Raw genomic sequence first — 15,782 nt, forward strand, 5'->3', positions numbered from 1 at the left:
AAAAGCGTTAATTTAAGTATGATTCCCCCGAATTCGCGGGGGTTAGGGGAACAAAACTATACAATTAAAATCAAATTATGAATCAACAACTATATGTAGAAGATAAAAAGGGTAGTCTCAAAAATCTAACTTTAATTATTGCAGCATTTGCTAGCGTTTTCTATCCTAGGATGCTAGATAGTGTTGGTTTTCCTAGCGCTATTAATTTCGTTCACTTCATTATTGTACCATTCACATTTGCAGTTGCAATATTTACAACTACAGTCAAAAGTAAGAAACAAATTAATATTACATGGGAAATTGCTATAGGTTGTCTGCTATTTTTTGGTGTCAATCTCGGTAGCGCACTTTTGAACCGTGCGGGAGTCATCAACGTCTTTCTAGAATTTGTCCTATTAACTGAACCTTATATGCTACTTTTGGCAATCATTTGTTTGCCATTATCTCAAGCTCATGTCGCTAGATTAAGAAGTTGGGTTTTAATTTCTGGGGTAATTAATTTAGTTTTAGCCATTCTTCAATATTTTTTATTAATTACCAAAATTCTTCCTGTAAAAAGTATGTCACTTGCAGATAATGTTCAGGGAGTATTTTATTTAACTGGTGCTGGGAATTATGTATCAGCTTCAGTATCAATTGCTTTGGCTTTATATTATTTTTTTGATGATAAAAAAGTTGCTATAAGTTTTCGAGCATTTTGGTTATTAGCATCTTTTTATCAATTATTAGTTTCTGATTCCAAACAGATTTTAATCGTGTTTGTTATTGGATGGGCACTTTTGGTATTAACCAAATATGATAAAGTTGATAAATTTTTATTATATATTGTCGGGTTTACAATTTTCTTAACAGCATTTTTTTGGGTAGTTGAAAATGTTGACTTTAAAGGTTTAGACGCTTTTAGATACTGGTTTGGTCGAACCGAACTTTATGGTTCTGATGGTGAAGCAGTTAATGCTAAAATGGCAGGTGCCAATATTATTATTTCTCATTTCAAGTCTGAGTTAAACTGGTTGTTCGGTCTTGGTCCAGGTCATACAGTTGGACGGTTAGGAGGATGGATACTTAGAGATTATGCACCTTTGTTAGCTCCGTTGAGACCTACTATACATCCAGCAACGCAAGAAATTTGGAATGCATTAAACTCAAATTGGCTAGTTTTAGAGTCTTCTATGTTTGCTCCTATTTTCACCTGGGTTGGTTTGTGGGGAGATTTAGGATTTTTAGGTTTGGCAGCTTATTTTTTTCTTGCCGCTGTTACTTGGCTGCGTCTTTGTAAAGATGACCTTTCAAAGCTGTTGATGCTGACGATGTTAGTCTACGGTTTTATATTTACCCAAGTTGAAGAGCCTGGTCAATCTCTAACTGTGGCTTTAATGATTGGCTTGCAATGGCACCAACGACAAAATCGTAGACTCGCGCGTCTTGTTGACTTGGCGCCACCTCAAGATGTAGAAGATCAGCCTAGGGTTGTGAGTACTCCTTTATACGTTAAACCTCGGAAACGGCGATAAAAAATGAAGCAACGGCATTAATTAAATTTTTAGAAGAATGAGGGTGCAGCATTGCCGCACCCTCAAAACTTAAAATTATGAAATGTAATTTGAGGCGCCATGTTTCTCAAGTGTTGCTCCAGTTCCATTTATCAGGATGTACTAACCAATCGATGAACGATTGTAAATACATGGCTTTATCCTGCCAGCGTTCTCTAGCTTGAATATGATATAGTGTGGTACCCATGAACTTTGCCTTGGCATTATCTGGCTTAAATAAGTGTGTTCCAACCTCGGTAGCAAGTGTAAATATTTGTGATTCAGCTTGGATTTGCTGTATGACAAACTGAGGTAAAACAGTTCCCATTAGTTCGCTAGCAAGGAAAAGTCCAAGCAGTAGCATTCGACGACAGCCTAATGAAGAAGCAAAATTTATTGTTTTATCCCAATCTATATCATGGCGCCGTATTAATTCAGCTAGATCAGAAATCCAGCCTAGACGTTCCCAACAATGTCTTGAACCGTGAACGCATAAAATTGGCAACCAGTAGTCAAGTGGTAAGCTGTTTACAGTTCTACTACCAAAGGCTTGTGGTTTCAGATAGTTCCAAAAGTGTTTGGGTTCGATGAGTGAAGAAAATCTAGGGGTTATTCTCCAATGAATTTCAATTAAAACTTGTTTAGCATCATCAATAAAGTCATAGGTATGCTCACGGTTTGATTGAAAAAAGGCTAATTCTTGAGCATCAGTTAATTTTTGTGTGCGTTTATATCCCAAACCTAGCAATAGTGGTTTAACTTTCAATATATCAGATCGCTGTACGATGATATCTATATCCCCACTCTGACGCATTGCTAGATTTCCATATACAGAGTTAGCCAATACAGGACCTTTGTAAGGAACAGCTGTAATATCTTCTTGTTCAAGTAATGCAAGAATTCTCAGTAACTCCCCGGTTAACAATAAATTTTTTTGAGCGTTTCTCTGAAAAAGACTGCGGAGTGTCTCCAAAACTTCTTTTGGAACTGACGAGCGCGCGACGGCATTTAAGTTTGTGTATACAAGTGGCATTACTTTATGTAGCATTGCTATTTGCATAAAGTATTGCCAGTTAATATTACTCTCTATCAAGTCTTCAATCTTATACCGATATTTATCATCGCAAGAAGTACGCGCGCAAGCGATGAGCAACTCAGCTTCTTTAGATAAATTTTGACCTAGAATAATTGACATTTGATTTACAGGTTGTATATATGAATAACTTTTCAATGTTATATACGTAGAATCTGGTACGTATATTTTTAGTATTTTGTTTATAAAGTATAGGCTAGGTAAAGCTTCATAAAACACAACTACGCAGTTTCAGCGCGCGATAGTCGTTGATTGCATTTGGTCTTGCCACGACTCAGCATAAAATCCACCTAGCTTGAGTAGTTCATCATGGCTGCCTGACTCAACTATTTTACCCGCACGCATCACATGGATAATATCCGCGCGCATTGCTAAAGTAAAACGGTGAGTAATCACAATAGAAGTGCGTCCTCGTGCCAAAGTTCTAAATCTTTCTAACCAGTCGTGTTCTCCCCAAGGATCCATTGCGCTGGTTGGTTCATCTAAGATAATGATTTCTGCACGTCTATAAAATGCGCGCGCAAGTGCCAAACGTTGCCATTGTCCACCGCTCAAGTCATGTCCATCAGGGAATAATTTACCCAGCATTGAGTTATAACTTAGAGGTAAGCGAGTAATTTTCTCGTGAATACCCGAAGCTTTTGCTGCTGCTTCTATTTCAGCTTGACTTGATGGCGCTGAAATATCACCCAAAGCTATGTTTTCAGCAGCAGTGGTGTAGTAAGGAATATGCGACTGAAATAAAACAGTGATTAACCTACGAAAAGCTTTGACAGAAAATTGACGTATGTCTATTCCATCTAGTTCGATACTTCCGGAGTCTGGGTCATAGAAACGACATAGTAACTTGATTAGTGTACTCTTTCCGGCGCCGTTATCACCCACAATTGCTACGACCTTGCCCGCAGGTAATGTCAAGTTGAAATTTTCCATAACAGGTTCATGACTTCCTGGGTAGCGGAAAGTCACTTGACGAAATCTAATTTCTTTCTGGAGTACTGAGGGTATAGGCACAGGATTTGCTGGGTCAGTAATTTGTGCCTTAATTTCTAAGAATTCAAACAAGTTACCGATAAACAAGCTATCGCGGTAGATTTTTCCAAGATTGCTCATCAAATCTCGAACAATATTTAGCCCTTGATTGAAGGATTGAAAAAATAGTGCTAAGTCTCCCAAGGTTAGAATACCTAATAATACTTGTCTCCCCATCCAAGCCAACGCAGTTCCAGTCATGGTAAGTGCAAAAACTGTAGCAATAACGCGACCTAAAGTTTGCAATTTTAATAAATTAAATTGCTCGCGTCGAAGCCGTTTTCGTAGTTTTTGATAGGAATTCTGGAAATAATTAGCAAAATCAAATAAACGTACTTCTGCTGCCGTCCTATCGTTTGTCAGTAAATAATCGTAGTACATTAACCAGCGACGGTCGGTAGTTGTTTTTTGCGACCATTTGTACTGAACTTTACTTATGTATAATAAGACATAAAAAAAAGGTAAAGCGCTGATAATAAGAATTGTTGGCAACCAAAGACCGTAAGGAAGCAAAACCGCAGCCATTGCAAATAATGTTACACAATTTTGCACAACGTTACCCATATTTTCTAATAATCCTAATGAGCGTCCTGCTGCTCCTTCTCTAGCTCTGTTCAACTTGTCATTATATTCAGAATATTCATAAAAACCGTAATCCACACCTACAGACTGCTGATGAATTAAACCTGTAATTTTGTCGCTGATTAATTCTGACTGAGCAGTTCTAATCCACTCTCCCGCATTACTAAAAAATTCCGTGAGTAACAATACACCTGCCATTAAGCTGACAGGTGTTAGAACTTTTCCAACTGTAGCACTAGAAATACCAGCACCACTAACTGCTACTAAATTATCAACTACTTGGCGAATGAGCGTAATCGAAATCGCAGGCAGTAAACCTTGTACTATTAATATTACTACCCAAGCCAAAGTCCAAAAACCAGATGCTGACCAGACGAGCTTCAGAGTTTTTGTTAAGTGTGAAAAAATTGTATTTAAGCTATTTAATTTACTGTTCAAAATATCAAACCCTACAAATCATAAGTAGTAAAACAAGGAGCAGCTTAAGAAATTGTAATGATGCTAGACTATGCGCTATTTACTAGACGTTAATTTTTTCTTCTTGCTTACCCTTACTTGTTTCCAATACATCATTCACTATCATTTTGACTAATTCCGGGATATCCTCTAAAGCTGGTTTACGAGTAAAGCGACGGAAACTAATTTGCTGGACAAGCTGCGTACATTGCTGTAAATGCTGAGTTAGAATGTTTTGAGGTGTCATTGAGCTTATAGCACGCGAGTGACGTACCAAATTCACAAATGCTTCTTGAGGCTGAACATTACTAATCTGATGTTCTTCTCCTTTATCTAGTACATAAATTCGGTATAAAGGTAGAGGCGTTTGTTGAAAACCGTCAGAAAACTTGTAGGAAAACTTTGGGGAATTTTTGTAAATAAAGGAAAGATGATCTGTATTGTGTCCTAATGAATGAGCAGCATCTTCCCAGACTTTAAACTGTGGATATGCAGGAAAAACTAAAGGTTTTTGTAAAGTTATTTTGACAGGCAGCACATCATCAGTTAAAACATTATAACCACTGGTATGAAATGCCGTTGCCAAAGTTGATTTACCCCAACCACGACCACCCAAAAATGCTACAGCTTGACCGCCAATATTTACTGCACTAGCATGTAGTACTAAAAGTCCTCTTTGTCCTAGTAGTACACAGAGTAAAGGTCCTAAAATTACAACCCGGAGAAGACTTTCGTCAACTTCTAATTCGGGTTCAATAATAACTTTACGTCCTTCTTGAAAGGCAAATTTACCAATATCTGGCATTTCTCCAAAGAGATAATCTCCAGAATTATTTTGTATAATGGTATTATTAGAGATTTTACCAAATTCAATCACAATATCTGGTTCACCATCTGCTTCTGTAAGTTCTGGCATTTCTAACTCAGAAGCAATATGTAAATTATAAGCTTTATAAATTTTCATATGCTAATTTATATCTATTCAGTAATATTTAAATTTTCATAAAAAGACAAAACAAAATTAATAGTTTGTCTATAAACATTTACCGATAAGTAGCCCAAAATAGGTGGCTTATATGCCTAATTTTCAGCATTTTACAGAATCTTACAGTATACCTGCTTGCTTCTTGTCGTCTACATTCAGATTGGGATTTAATCCCAATCTGAATAGTATCAACCTTCCTCTGATTCAAATTGAGTTGCTCCACTCAAGATTATGAATCACAAATTGGGTTAAGCCAAATATTTGATAACCTAATATTGATTAACAGATTGACCTAATTTTGTGATGCATAGACTTATATCTTGAACTTGGTCTATAAATCGGTAATGTTACAAAAGATTAAACTTTATAGCTTAGACTTTTGCAAGAAACCCGGTTTACTTAGTCAGATTGCAAATAACACAAGATATAAACTGGGCGTTCGCTTATTTTTAGAACAAAACGGGAATTAAAGCCTTGATATAAAGGGAAAAAGGCTATTTCTAAGTAAATCAGGAATTGGCAGTAACATTTATGACTATCACATCAGCCTCTCTTAAGCGGTTATTTAAGGCATAGGGATAGCTTAAATCGTAAAATAGCGCTTCCGTCCTATACTAAACGAAAATGCCTGAATCGATTGATTAGTCTGGATTATAAGCCCAGTAAGCCTTAATTAAGCCGTGAGGTAAAAAATGAGCGAACGGGCAGTATAAACAGAGCAACTTACTAATTTGTGAGGAAACAAGGATATCCAATCTTTCTTGGTAAGACTAGAATCTTGGATCGCAATCAGCATTCGGACTATCAGGACTACCAAGACATACGTCTTTTGAACCTATATCATTGGCGCCAGATACAGCTTCCCCGTTACTAAACAAAAAATCTGTTCGCTTCGGGTCACCAGTTATTTGTGTAATCACGGTAATGTCCCCGTAGCTAGCAAGTTTAGGTGCGTCGTAGATTCTCTTCATTTTGTATCTCCTTTTGAATTTTTGAAGTTAGTAAATTAACATTTGCTGATAGTTGCTTCCCTAGCTCAATTGGGCTTACGGTTTGAGGGTAATTAACTCACATCCTGCCAATTCTTTCATGATGTTGGATTTGTGGTTATCGAATTTAAATCTAATGCAGTTATAATAATCCGAATAACTACGCGAGCAAACCCACAATCAAAAGCCTGTTATTAAAAAATTGTTTATGGTGTCACCCTTTGGTAATCAAACCATATAGCAATAATGACTGCTTGCCAAACTGCAATACATTCGTCGTCATCGAGTTTTTCGCCAGCTTTTCTTTCTGATGATACCAGTCGCTGATATGTAGCTTGCACAAAATCTAAATTAATGTATTTATCTAGATGTTGAATTTTGTGCGACATAACATTGTCCAATATTTCACGGTTGCGATTAAGGAAACCATCATCGAAATTTGTGCTTAGGTCTGCTTTACCGCCACGCCATTGAACTTTTTCGGGTAATATTCCATCTAGCGCACGACGCATTACAACTCGTCCAAAGCCATTAAATAACTTTTGTTCAGCAGGTAGTGCAAGGCAAAACTCGATTAAGCGCTTGTCCATAAATGGATGACGAGTTTCAATAGAAAACATAGCGGCATATTGGTCAGACGATTCTAGTGTGTAAGTTATTACACCTAAAGTCAGGTTGCGCCAATGTTCTTCTCTTAAATTTTGAGGTGGTTTTTTAGGCTTTTTCATTGTTTGAATGCGCTCATTCAAACCAATCCGCTTGGCAAAATTATTGTTAAGTAAAGGTTGATCCGATACAGCATTCAGATTAGAATTTGAACGTTTGCGTTGCAGGAAATACTGTCGTATTCGCCGCCAAGCAGGTTTTAAGCCATAATTAGTGATTAATTCCTTACGCGACGTGCCTAAATTCTGATGAATTATCTGAACTGCCTGACAAAACGTCAACCATTGTCCTTGAGTGGCTTGCTCGATCAGGTATTGCAAACCATAACCGCGAAATAAAACGGTTGGTGAAACATTATAATTATGTGAAATAGCTTTAGCTTCGTGGAAAAAATTCTTCCATTGTCCTTGCTGCGCTATTTCTCTAAGTCTATTAATTCCGTGGCTGACTGTAGTATCTCCATCAAACCCATCTAAAGCTACCCGAATTCCCAACTCTTTAGAAGCACGGTTGACAAGCCAAGGGTAGAAATGACTGGGACCAAGATATGCTTCATCTTCATACTGAAAAATCATTTCCAGATTTGACAGCGGACCAAACTCATCACCGTGAACGAAGTGGGGATTAAGCCCACCTTGTTCTAATACTGCATTAATATAGGGGCGTTCATCACACTCTACTATTTTATCATAGATAGTTGAAATTGTGTCTAGTTTTATGTTTTTTTCTTTACTAAGAATATCGCGCGCTACGCAAGTTACTGAAGAAGAATCTAACCCACCACTTAAGTGGCTAATGACAGGAAAAGCACTACGTAGACGACAACGAACTGCTTCGGTAAAGATTTTGCGAAATTCAAGAGCGTAAGCTTCATTCGAGGGTAATTTAATTTCTCGATTGGGGTCAAGCGACCAGTAACACCGCAGTTGTACTCCCAATTGATTAATAACCATCGTGTGTGCGGGTGGTAACCTCAGTACGTCTTGATAAGAAGTGATGGTTCTGTCTTCCATCATTAATGCCAAGAAGTCACCGATTCTCACCTCGTTGAGACGACGGGGTATTTGGTTGAATGTAAATAATGCCTTAATTTCCGACCCAAAAACAAACGTTTTGCCTTCTTTGTAATAGTAGTAAAAAGGCTTAATGCCAAAATGGTCTCTGGCACAAAACAAAGATTGGTTACGCTGATCCCAAATCACGAAAGCAAAATCGCCTAAAAGATGCTCTGGACAGGAATTACCCCACTTTTTATAAGCAGCTAATATCAACTGGCTATCTGTTATCTTCTCAGATGGACAGTTATTAAACTGTAATATATCAATGAGTTCTTCGCGATTATCTATGCGAGCATCAGATGTAATAACTAATTCACCTGTTGAATCAGTAAAGGGTAGCTTCTCCAATAATGATTCTGAGGTTGTCCACAGCATTCGATGCCCAAGACCAACCGAACCGTTAACCCATATATCAGCACCATCAGGTCCCCGATGTGCCAAAATACTGACCATTTGTTCCAAATCTTTTCGGCTCACAGGGGTAGCATCAAGGTTGTGGATTCCCATAATACCGCTCATATTTTGACTCCTTCGAGAGATGGTAAAGGAACAAAGCGGGGAAGGTCTTGAAGATAACCCATCACCACTCGTCCTTGATATTCAACCCAAGCATGTGCTTCAAAAGTTCCAGTTTCACTTCTGGCTACACCAATGCGGAGTTCAGGTTTATATCCACACCAATTCATCAATATTTGGGTTGTCAAAGCGCGGGCAAGACATTTGGCGCCACCTGGCATATAGCGGGTAACAACGTTTACTGCCCAAACAATTTGACCGAGAGAAACTTTGTTTGTAGCATAAGAGTGCAAGAAACCTTCACTAATACGTGTTACCAGCTTAATCAAATTACAAAACGGTAACAACAACAAACCTAATCGAACGCCTGTTAATAATATTGATGCTGCTAACAGCAGAACGCGCGCTCGGTTGGTCATCTTTAGAAAATTATGCAGTCGTTTCATTTTTAATTACAACCAGTTCTGCTGTTAAAAGGTCTTGAAATAAGGCTATTACGTCGCTGTGACACTGCTGGGGTTCAACGTCGTATTCTTCCAAGAGTTTCTGCTCAATTTCTTTGATTGTCTTTGGCTCTTGAATCAGCTTCCAAATACTGGCGCCTACTTCGTTCAACCCGTGGTAGATTCCAGACTTAAGGTTTAAAATTACTGCTTCTGAGCCAAGGTCAGAAGAAATTTGCTCGTTCGATGCAACTATAACTGAAGACTCTAACATTTTTTGATCTAGTTCTTTTAAAATCATAAATTTTCTATCCTCTTAGTAAATTTACTTAATTTCTTTTTTATTGTATAAATTCTTCACTGGCTTTTACTGGCATCCGGAATTATTCCTTTAAAAGACAAAAATTCATTTGTAAATTGCGTTACCATATTGCAAAGCCTATGAGTCGAATTCTGATAGTAATTATACTTACATTTTCGCTAAGGTTTCCTTTTGTAGGAACCATTCATGATTGTGCAAGTTTACAATTATGAGTCACCAGAGGACAGCAAAGTAAAGCATCTATTAAAATCTCTAAGTGCTTTAGATTCTATCGTGCTTTTAAAGCTTTGCTTTACGCTATATTCAGAACAGCCTTATCTTTGTTTGCATTAGGACACTTCCCTTTAGCAAGAGAACGACCTTGATTTGTTTTTTAACTTTCAACTTTTTAAAGTGTAACAACACCTAAGTAGTCAAACAACTGTAAGATATAAGACTTATTGGAAAATATACAAAACTACAGTAAAAATACTTAAATTGTAAAAATTATATGAAGTAACGCTAAAAATGAAACTTTTATTGATTAAATAATACTACTTTGCGGTGTTCAGATTCTCAACGCGCGTAGGAGTTGCCGAGAATCTAATTCTTCACTTTGTTTTTTGTCCGAATGTTATGGCTGTAGGGATTGCTATAGCATCTTGATAAATCACTCTAAAGACATAGTTGTAAATGAATATAAAAACGTTATTGTATAAATGACCCAAGATATATTACATGCAAGGACTTTACAAAGGTTTATATTCAAATTATTTAACAAGTATTTTTATAGTAGATTCTTTTAGATGAAGTTCACAACTGTATTTAGTCAATGCTTCTAAGTCAATAATAATGCCGTATATTTTATGTAGCAATACATAATCACTATGTTGTTGCATAAGGTGGGCAATGCCCACCCTACGTTATTGATAAAATGCATCTCAAATTCAGGTTAATTCAAATATTTGATAACCTGATATTGATTAGCAAATTGACTTAAATTTGTGATTCATTGAGCAACTTACCAATTGATAAAGGCAATAAAGATACCCAATCTTGTTTGGTAGAACTACTAGAATTGTGGGTCGCAATTAGCAGGCGGACTGTTAGGATCAGGACTGCCAAGGCATACATCTCGCGAACCTACGTCGTTACTTGCACCATTCGCACCAGTAGACACCGCACTTCCGTTAAAAAATAAGAAATCTTTCCTAGATGAACTGCCGAGAATTTGTGTAATTGCAGCAACGTTACCGTGAACGGTTAATTCAGGTGCGCTATATTGTTTCTTCATGATTGGCTAAGTTTCCTTGTGTTGAATTTACGGTTAATAGGATAACAATTTGAGGTAGAGCATGGCGCCTGATATTTGGACTTACGGCGTAATTAGTGTAGTAATAGGAAATCCCTAATTAATAAAAACCACAACCTGCCAAGAAGGTGGACTTACAGCTTTAGCATTATTAGAAAGCTATAACCTGCCAAAGCTTTAGAACCCTGTGAACTTTTTATAAGTTAGTTAGCGTGATAAAACCAATATATGTTGAGTTTTGTAAAAAAACTGGAACGACGTATTTATAAGCTGTTAGCTAATTTTATACTTCGTTACATAAATGGATTTTTTAACGCCAACTTACTTATCACAAGCCGAGCTATAAACCCAAAATGAGGATTACCTACCTCAATTTGTGTGTTATTCACAAGAACCAGGGAAACTAGTGCAGTTAATATCTCTGGAACCGATGTCATCACCACCGGATATAGGTGTGCCATTTACATTCACAAAATCGGTTCTTAATGGTTTACCAAGAATTTGGGTGATCTCAGAAACGTTTCCGTGGCTTGTTAATGTAGGCGCCATGTAGTTTCTCTTCATTTTGTGATTCCTTTTTAGTAACTAGATTATTACAAGTTAACAATGGAGATTTGCGGTAGTAGCCCCTTACTTAAATTGGACTTACAGTGTGATTAAAAGTAAGAATAGCAAACGAGACTTAATACACATCTAGCCAATATTTGAAGAATTAAAATTTGTATTTTATCTCTAAATGCTTTATGAAAAAATCAGCTTAAAAATTTTAATGCAGTTTTTACACAATAAACAAATGCATTACAAGTTTAGAATTAAAAGCCTCGATATTACAGTATTATCTTTTGGTAATCAAACCATAGAGCAAGGACGACTGCTTGCCAAACTGCTATACATTCTTCGTCATCAAGGCGTTGACCAACTTGCCCTTTCGATGATATCAGTCGCTGATATGCAGCTTGCAAAAAATCTATATCGGCATATTTTTCTATATATTGAATTTTATGAGACATCACATCATCTAATATTTCGCGGTTACGGTTGATAAATCCATCATCAAAATTGGCACTTAAGTCTGCTTTCCCACCACGCCACTGCACTTTTTCCGGTAATATACCTTCCAGCGCGCGACGCATTACAACTCTTCCAAAACCGTTGAATAACTTTTGTTCGGCAGGTAAAGCAAGGCAAAATTCTATCAATCGCTTATCCATAAATGGATGACGAGTTTCGATAGAAAACATAGCGGCATATCTGTCTGCTAATTCTAAAGTATAAGACATCACACCTTGAGTCATACCGCGCCAATGTTCTTCTCTTAAATTTTGAGGTGGTTCACTAGTCATTTCCATAATCTGAATGCGCTCATTCAACTTTATTTGCTGGGCAAAATCACTATTGATTAAAGGTTTATCTGGTGTAAATAAAGCAGAAGAATTTTTAAGTTGGGGTTGCGATTTAATAGTACCTTTTAATAAACCTTTGAATAAACTCTTGATAAATCCTTGCACCCGTTGCAAAATCGGTTTCAGACCAAAGTTGATGACTAATTGCTTGCGCGATGTGCCTAAATGTTTATGAATAATCTGTACAGCTTTCACAAACGTCAACCATCGCCCTTGAGTCGCTTGTTCGATTAAATACCGTAAACCGTAACCCCGAAATAAAGCGGCTGGTGAAACATCATAATTAGGCGAAATAGCTTTTACTTCGTGGAAAAAAGTTTTCCATTGTCCTTGCTGTGCTAGCTCTCTAAGTCTGTTAATTCCGTGGCTGACTGTAGTATCACCATCAAACCCATCTAAAGCTATCCGCATTCCTAATTCTTTAGAAGCACGGTTAACAAGCCAAGGATAAAAATGGCTTGGACCGAGTAAACCTTCATCTTCGTACTGGAAAATCATGTCCAGATTTGATAGTGGGCCTATCTCTTCACCGTGGACGTAATGAGGAATAAATCCACCCTGTTCTAATACAGCGTTTATGTAAGGACGCTCATCACACTGTATTATTTTATCATAGATAGTTGAAATTGTGTGTAGTTTTGTGTTGTTTTCTTTACTAAGTATATGACGCGCTACGCAAGTTACTGAAGAAGAATCTAGCCCACCACTTAAGTGACTGATAATAGGAAAAGCACTACGCAGACGACAACGAACTGCTTCGGTAAATATTCTCCGAAATTCTTCGGCGTAAGCTTCATTAGAGGGTAATTTTATTTCTCGATGCGGGTCAAGCGACCAATAACACCGTAGCTGCATTCCTGACTGACTGATAACCATCGCATGTGCAGGTGGTAACCTTAGTACATCTTGATAGGAAGTAATCGTTTTGTCTTCCATCATCAATGCTAAGAAGTCAGCGATTCTAACCTCGTTGAGACGACGGGGTATTTGGTTGAATGCAAATAGTGCTTTGATTTCTGTCCCAAAAACAAAGATTTTGCCTTCTTTGTAATAGTAGTAAAAAGGCTTGACACCAAAATGATCTCTGGCACAAAACAGTGATTGGTTACGCTGATCCCAAATTGCAAAAGCAAAATCGCCTAAAAGTTGCTCAGGACAATAATTACCCCACTTTTTATAAGCTGCTAGTATAAGCTGGCTATCAGTGATTTTCTCTGGTGGACAGTTGTTAAACTGTAACGCATCAATAAGCTCTTCGCGGTTGTCTATGCGAGCATCGGATGTAATAACAAATTCACCTTCATCACTAAAAGGTAATTTCTCTAATAATGATTCTGGTGTTGTCCATAGCATCCGATGTCCAAGCCCAATTGAGCCATCAACCCATATATCGGCGCCATCAGGTCCGCGATGTGCCAATATATCCACCATTTTTCCCAAATCTTTTCGGTCTATATGGGCGCCGTTAATATTGTGAATTCCCACAATACCACTCATGTTCTTACTCCTTCGAGCGATGGTAGGAATACTAAAGTTATAAGTAAAAGAACACGTGCGCGCGTTCTCAATTTAAAAAAACTACGCAGCCGTTTCATTGCTAATACTAATTAATTCTGCTGCGGAAAGGTTACATAGTAGTGCTATCAAATCATTATTGCATTGTTCGGGGTCAACATCATACTCTTGCAACAACATTTTTAAAATTTCTTCCACTTTTTTTGCCTGTTGAAGAAAAGCCCAAACTCTTGCTCCAACTTCATTTAACCCGTGGTAAATTCCTGACTTTAAATTTAAAATTACAGCTTCATCCCCAAGGTCAGAAGAAATTTGGTCAGGGCTGGCAACCACAACTGATGATTCGAGTATTGTTTGTTCTAATTGTTTTGCAATCATGAGGTTAGTATCCACTTAGTACATTTACTTCTTTTATTTAATCTACTGTATTATCCATGCTCAGTAATTGTATGTTATCAGGAATAATTTTTTGAAAATAAAAATATTTAGAATCTTGTTTAGTTCATAAATTCAATGAGCAATAAGCTTTAAGCATTTTGGGCTAATTTCAAACTACTAAAGTCTAACAATACGTAAAGTAAATGGCAAGTGTTAAAAATATGACTTCTTACAGAATATACAAAAATAACCAAATATACGTAAATCATAAAAATTAGATAAAGTATTCTCAAAAAAATAGAAGTCGGATTTTACAATAAATCATGACTTCTAAAAACACGTATTTTTTGTTGATTAAAGAATATTATTTTATTTATTTCAGCTAACAAGTATTTATAAAAATAGCTTCCTTAATTACAATATAATATTGATAAGAAAATCTAAAAGCATATAATATTCGCAAACTTGCGTAGACGGCAAGTTTTATTGCCGCCGGAGTGCAAGTTATTCGTGACGAGATTTCACAAAAATCTTATAGAACCCTGACTTATAATTTTACTTTTAAGTTTAATCAGTCGTTCCATCTAGATATGCTTGTGGAATGCTTTTATCTGTTAGCAGTTGTTTAAGTGCAAGCCAGATAAATGGTGGAATTGTTTTGGTATAACGCTGCCAAAGTCGGCGCGGTTCTTGCATCCAGCGGTAAAGCCATTCTAATCCCAAATCACGAACAACACGAGGCGCCCGCTTATGAATTCCTGCGTAAACAGGGAATACACCACCTAATCCAATCATGACTGCCTGAACTTTACCTTTATGTTGAGCCATCCAGTTTTCTTGTTTAGGGCAACCTAAAGACACGAGTACTACACCAGCACCACTAGAGTGAATCTTATCAATCAGCGCTTGGTCTTCTGCTTCTGTCAAGGGACGAAAAGGTAGAGGTTCCATTGCTGCTATTTTCAGTCTAGGGAATTCCTTATTCAAACGCTTCCGCATCCGTGAAAGAATCTCAGACTGCGAACCTAAATAGAATACACTGATGTTTTTAGCTTCAGCTAATTTACACAGTGACATCATAATATCCATTCCCGCTACTCTGTCTTGATATCTGGCGCCCATTTGCCGCATCATCCAAACTAGAGGCATACCATCTGGAGTCACAATATCTGCACCTTTAAGAATATTTGCAAACTCCGGATTCCAATGCGCTTCCATCAGCATGTGTACATTTGCTACGCACACTGTTTTACTTTCACGTTCAACAGCCCAATCTAAAATCGTCTGTACTTGATCATCAAGCTTTAAAGCTGTTATAGGGAAATCAAGAACCTTCTTAGTAGGGAGAAAGGTTTCTCCTACCATAACTAAACTCCTTGTGTTTAAAAATTTGACAAATTGAAGCGCTCCTTGCCAGAAGTGAGTAGTGTTATCAACTACTTTTTCTTACTGGAGGAATATCGCGAGTCAACACATGGAGATGCACTAGCTCTCAGTAAATTTTCGGCTTCCTGGTATTTT

At 37.3% G+C, this 15,782-nt stretch carries 13 protein-coding genes; 1 reads left to right on the top strand and 12 read right to left on the bottom strand.

Features of this window, described 5'->3' with window-relative positions; all coding sequences use genetic code 11:
- Positions 1-77: 77 nt before the first annotated feature.
- On the top strand, positions 78-1,514 hold the full coding sequence (locus DSM106972_RS39270) for a hypothetical protein (protein WP_127085779.1): 1,437 nt from the start codon (positions 78-80) through the stop codon (positions 1,512-1,514).
- Positions 1,515-1,620: 106 nt separating this feature from the next.
- On the opposite strand, the gene DSM106972_RS39275 is transcribed toward DSM106972_RS39270, so the two are convergent.
- The 12 genes from DSM106972_RS39275 to DSM106972_RS39330 all read right to left on the bottom strand — a co-directional run bounded on the left by DSM106972_RS39275 (position 1,621) and on the right by DSM106972_RS39330 (position 15,626).
- Positions 1,621-2,727, bottom strand: a complete 1,107-nt coding sequence (locus DSM106972_RS39275) for a nucleotidyltransferase domain-containing protein (protein WP_127085780.1) — start codon at positions 2,725-2,727, stop codon at positions 1,621-1,623.
- A gap of 129 nt (positions 2,728-2,856) precedes the next feature.
- Positions 2,857-4,677 (bottom strand): ABC transporter ATP-binding protein, encoded by a 1,821-nt coding sequence (locus DSM106972_RS39280; RefSeq protein WP_127085781.1) that lies wholly within the window; start codon positions 4,675-4,677, stop codon positions 2,857-2,859.
- A gap of 82 nt (positions 4,678-4,759) precedes the next feature.
- Positions 4,760-5,659, bottom strand: a complete 900-nt coding sequence (locus DSM106972_RS39285) for a hypothetical protein (RefSeq protein ID WP_127085782.1) — start codon at positions 5,657-5,659, stop codon at positions 4,760-4,762.
- 791 nt (positions 5,660-6,450) lie between these two features.
- The gene (locus DSM106972_RS39290) at positions 6,451-6,651 is read right to left on the bottom strand and encodes a lasso peptide (RefSeq protein WP_127085783.1); all 201 of its coding nucleotides are present in this window, start codon (positions 6,649-6,651) and stop codon (positions 6,451-6,453) included.
- A 224-nt stretch (positions 6,652-6,875) separates the two neighbouring features.
- The gene (locus tag DSM106972_RS39295; RefSeq protein WP_127085784.1) at positions 6,876-8,912 is read right to left on the bottom strand and encodes a lasso peptide isopeptide bond-forming cyclase; all 2,037 of its coding nucleotides are present in this window, start codon (positions 8,910-8,912) and stop codon (positions 6,876-6,878) included.
- A complete protein-coding gene (locus DSM106972_RS39300; RefSeq protein WP_127085785.1) occupies positions 8,909-9,355 on the bottom strand; it encodes a lasso peptide biosynthesis B2 protein in 447 nt (148 codons plus the stop codon). Before DSM106972_RS39300 ends, DSM106972_RS39295 begins: the two co-directional genes overlap by 4 nt.
- Positions 9,339-9,653 (bottom strand): PqqD family peptide modification chaperone, encoded by a 315-nt coding sequence (locus DSM106972_RS39305; protein WP_127085786.1) that lies wholly within the window; start codon positions 9,651-9,653, stop codon positions 9,339-9,341. The genes DSM106972_RS39300 and DSM106972_RS39305 overlap by 17 nt, the downstream gene beginning before the upstream one ends.
- 1,072 nt (positions 9,654-10,725) lie before the next feature.
- Positions 10,726-10,947, bottom strand: a complete 222-nt coding sequence (locus DSM106972_RS39310) for a lasso peptide (RefSeq protein WP_127085787.1) — start codon at positions 10,945-10,947, stop codon at positions 10,726-10,728.
- A 399-nt stretch (positions 10,948-11,346) separates the two neighbouring features.
- Positions 11,347-11,529, bottom strand: a complete 183-nt coding sequence (locus tag DSM106972_RS39315) for a lasso peptide (RefSeq protein ID WP_127085788.1) — start codon at positions 11,527-11,529, stop codon at positions 11,347-11,349.
- 263 nt (positions 11,530-11,792) lie between these two features.
- Entirely contained in the window at positions 11,793-13,865 is a 2,073-nt protein-coding gene (locus tag DSM106972_RS39320; RefSeq protein WP_127085789.1) for a lasso peptide isopeptide bond-forming cyclase, read from the bottom strand.
- 81 nt (positions 13,866-13,946) lie between these two features.
- Complete coding sequence (locus tag DSM106972_RS39325; protein WP_127085790.1) at positions 13,947-14,261, bottom strand: PqqD family protein; 315 nt, start codon at positions 14,259-14,261, stop codon at positions 13,947-13,949.
- Positions 14,262-14,828: 567 nt separating this feature from the next.
- The gene (locus DSM106972_RS39330) at positions 14,829-15,626 is read right to left on the bottom strand and encodes a WecB/TagA/CpsF family glycosyltransferase (RefSeq protein ID WP_127085791.1); all 798 of its coding nucleotides are present in this window, start codon (positions 15,624-15,626) and stop codon (positions 14,829-14,831) included.
- Between the last annotated feature and the right edge of the window lie 156 nt (positions 15,627-15,782).

The organism is Dulcicalothrix desertica PCC 7102, assembly GCF_003991905.1.
Classification (GTDB): Bacteria; Cyanobacteriota; Cyanobacteriia; order Cyanobacteriales; family Nostocaceae; genus Dulcicalothrix; species Dulcicalothrix desertica.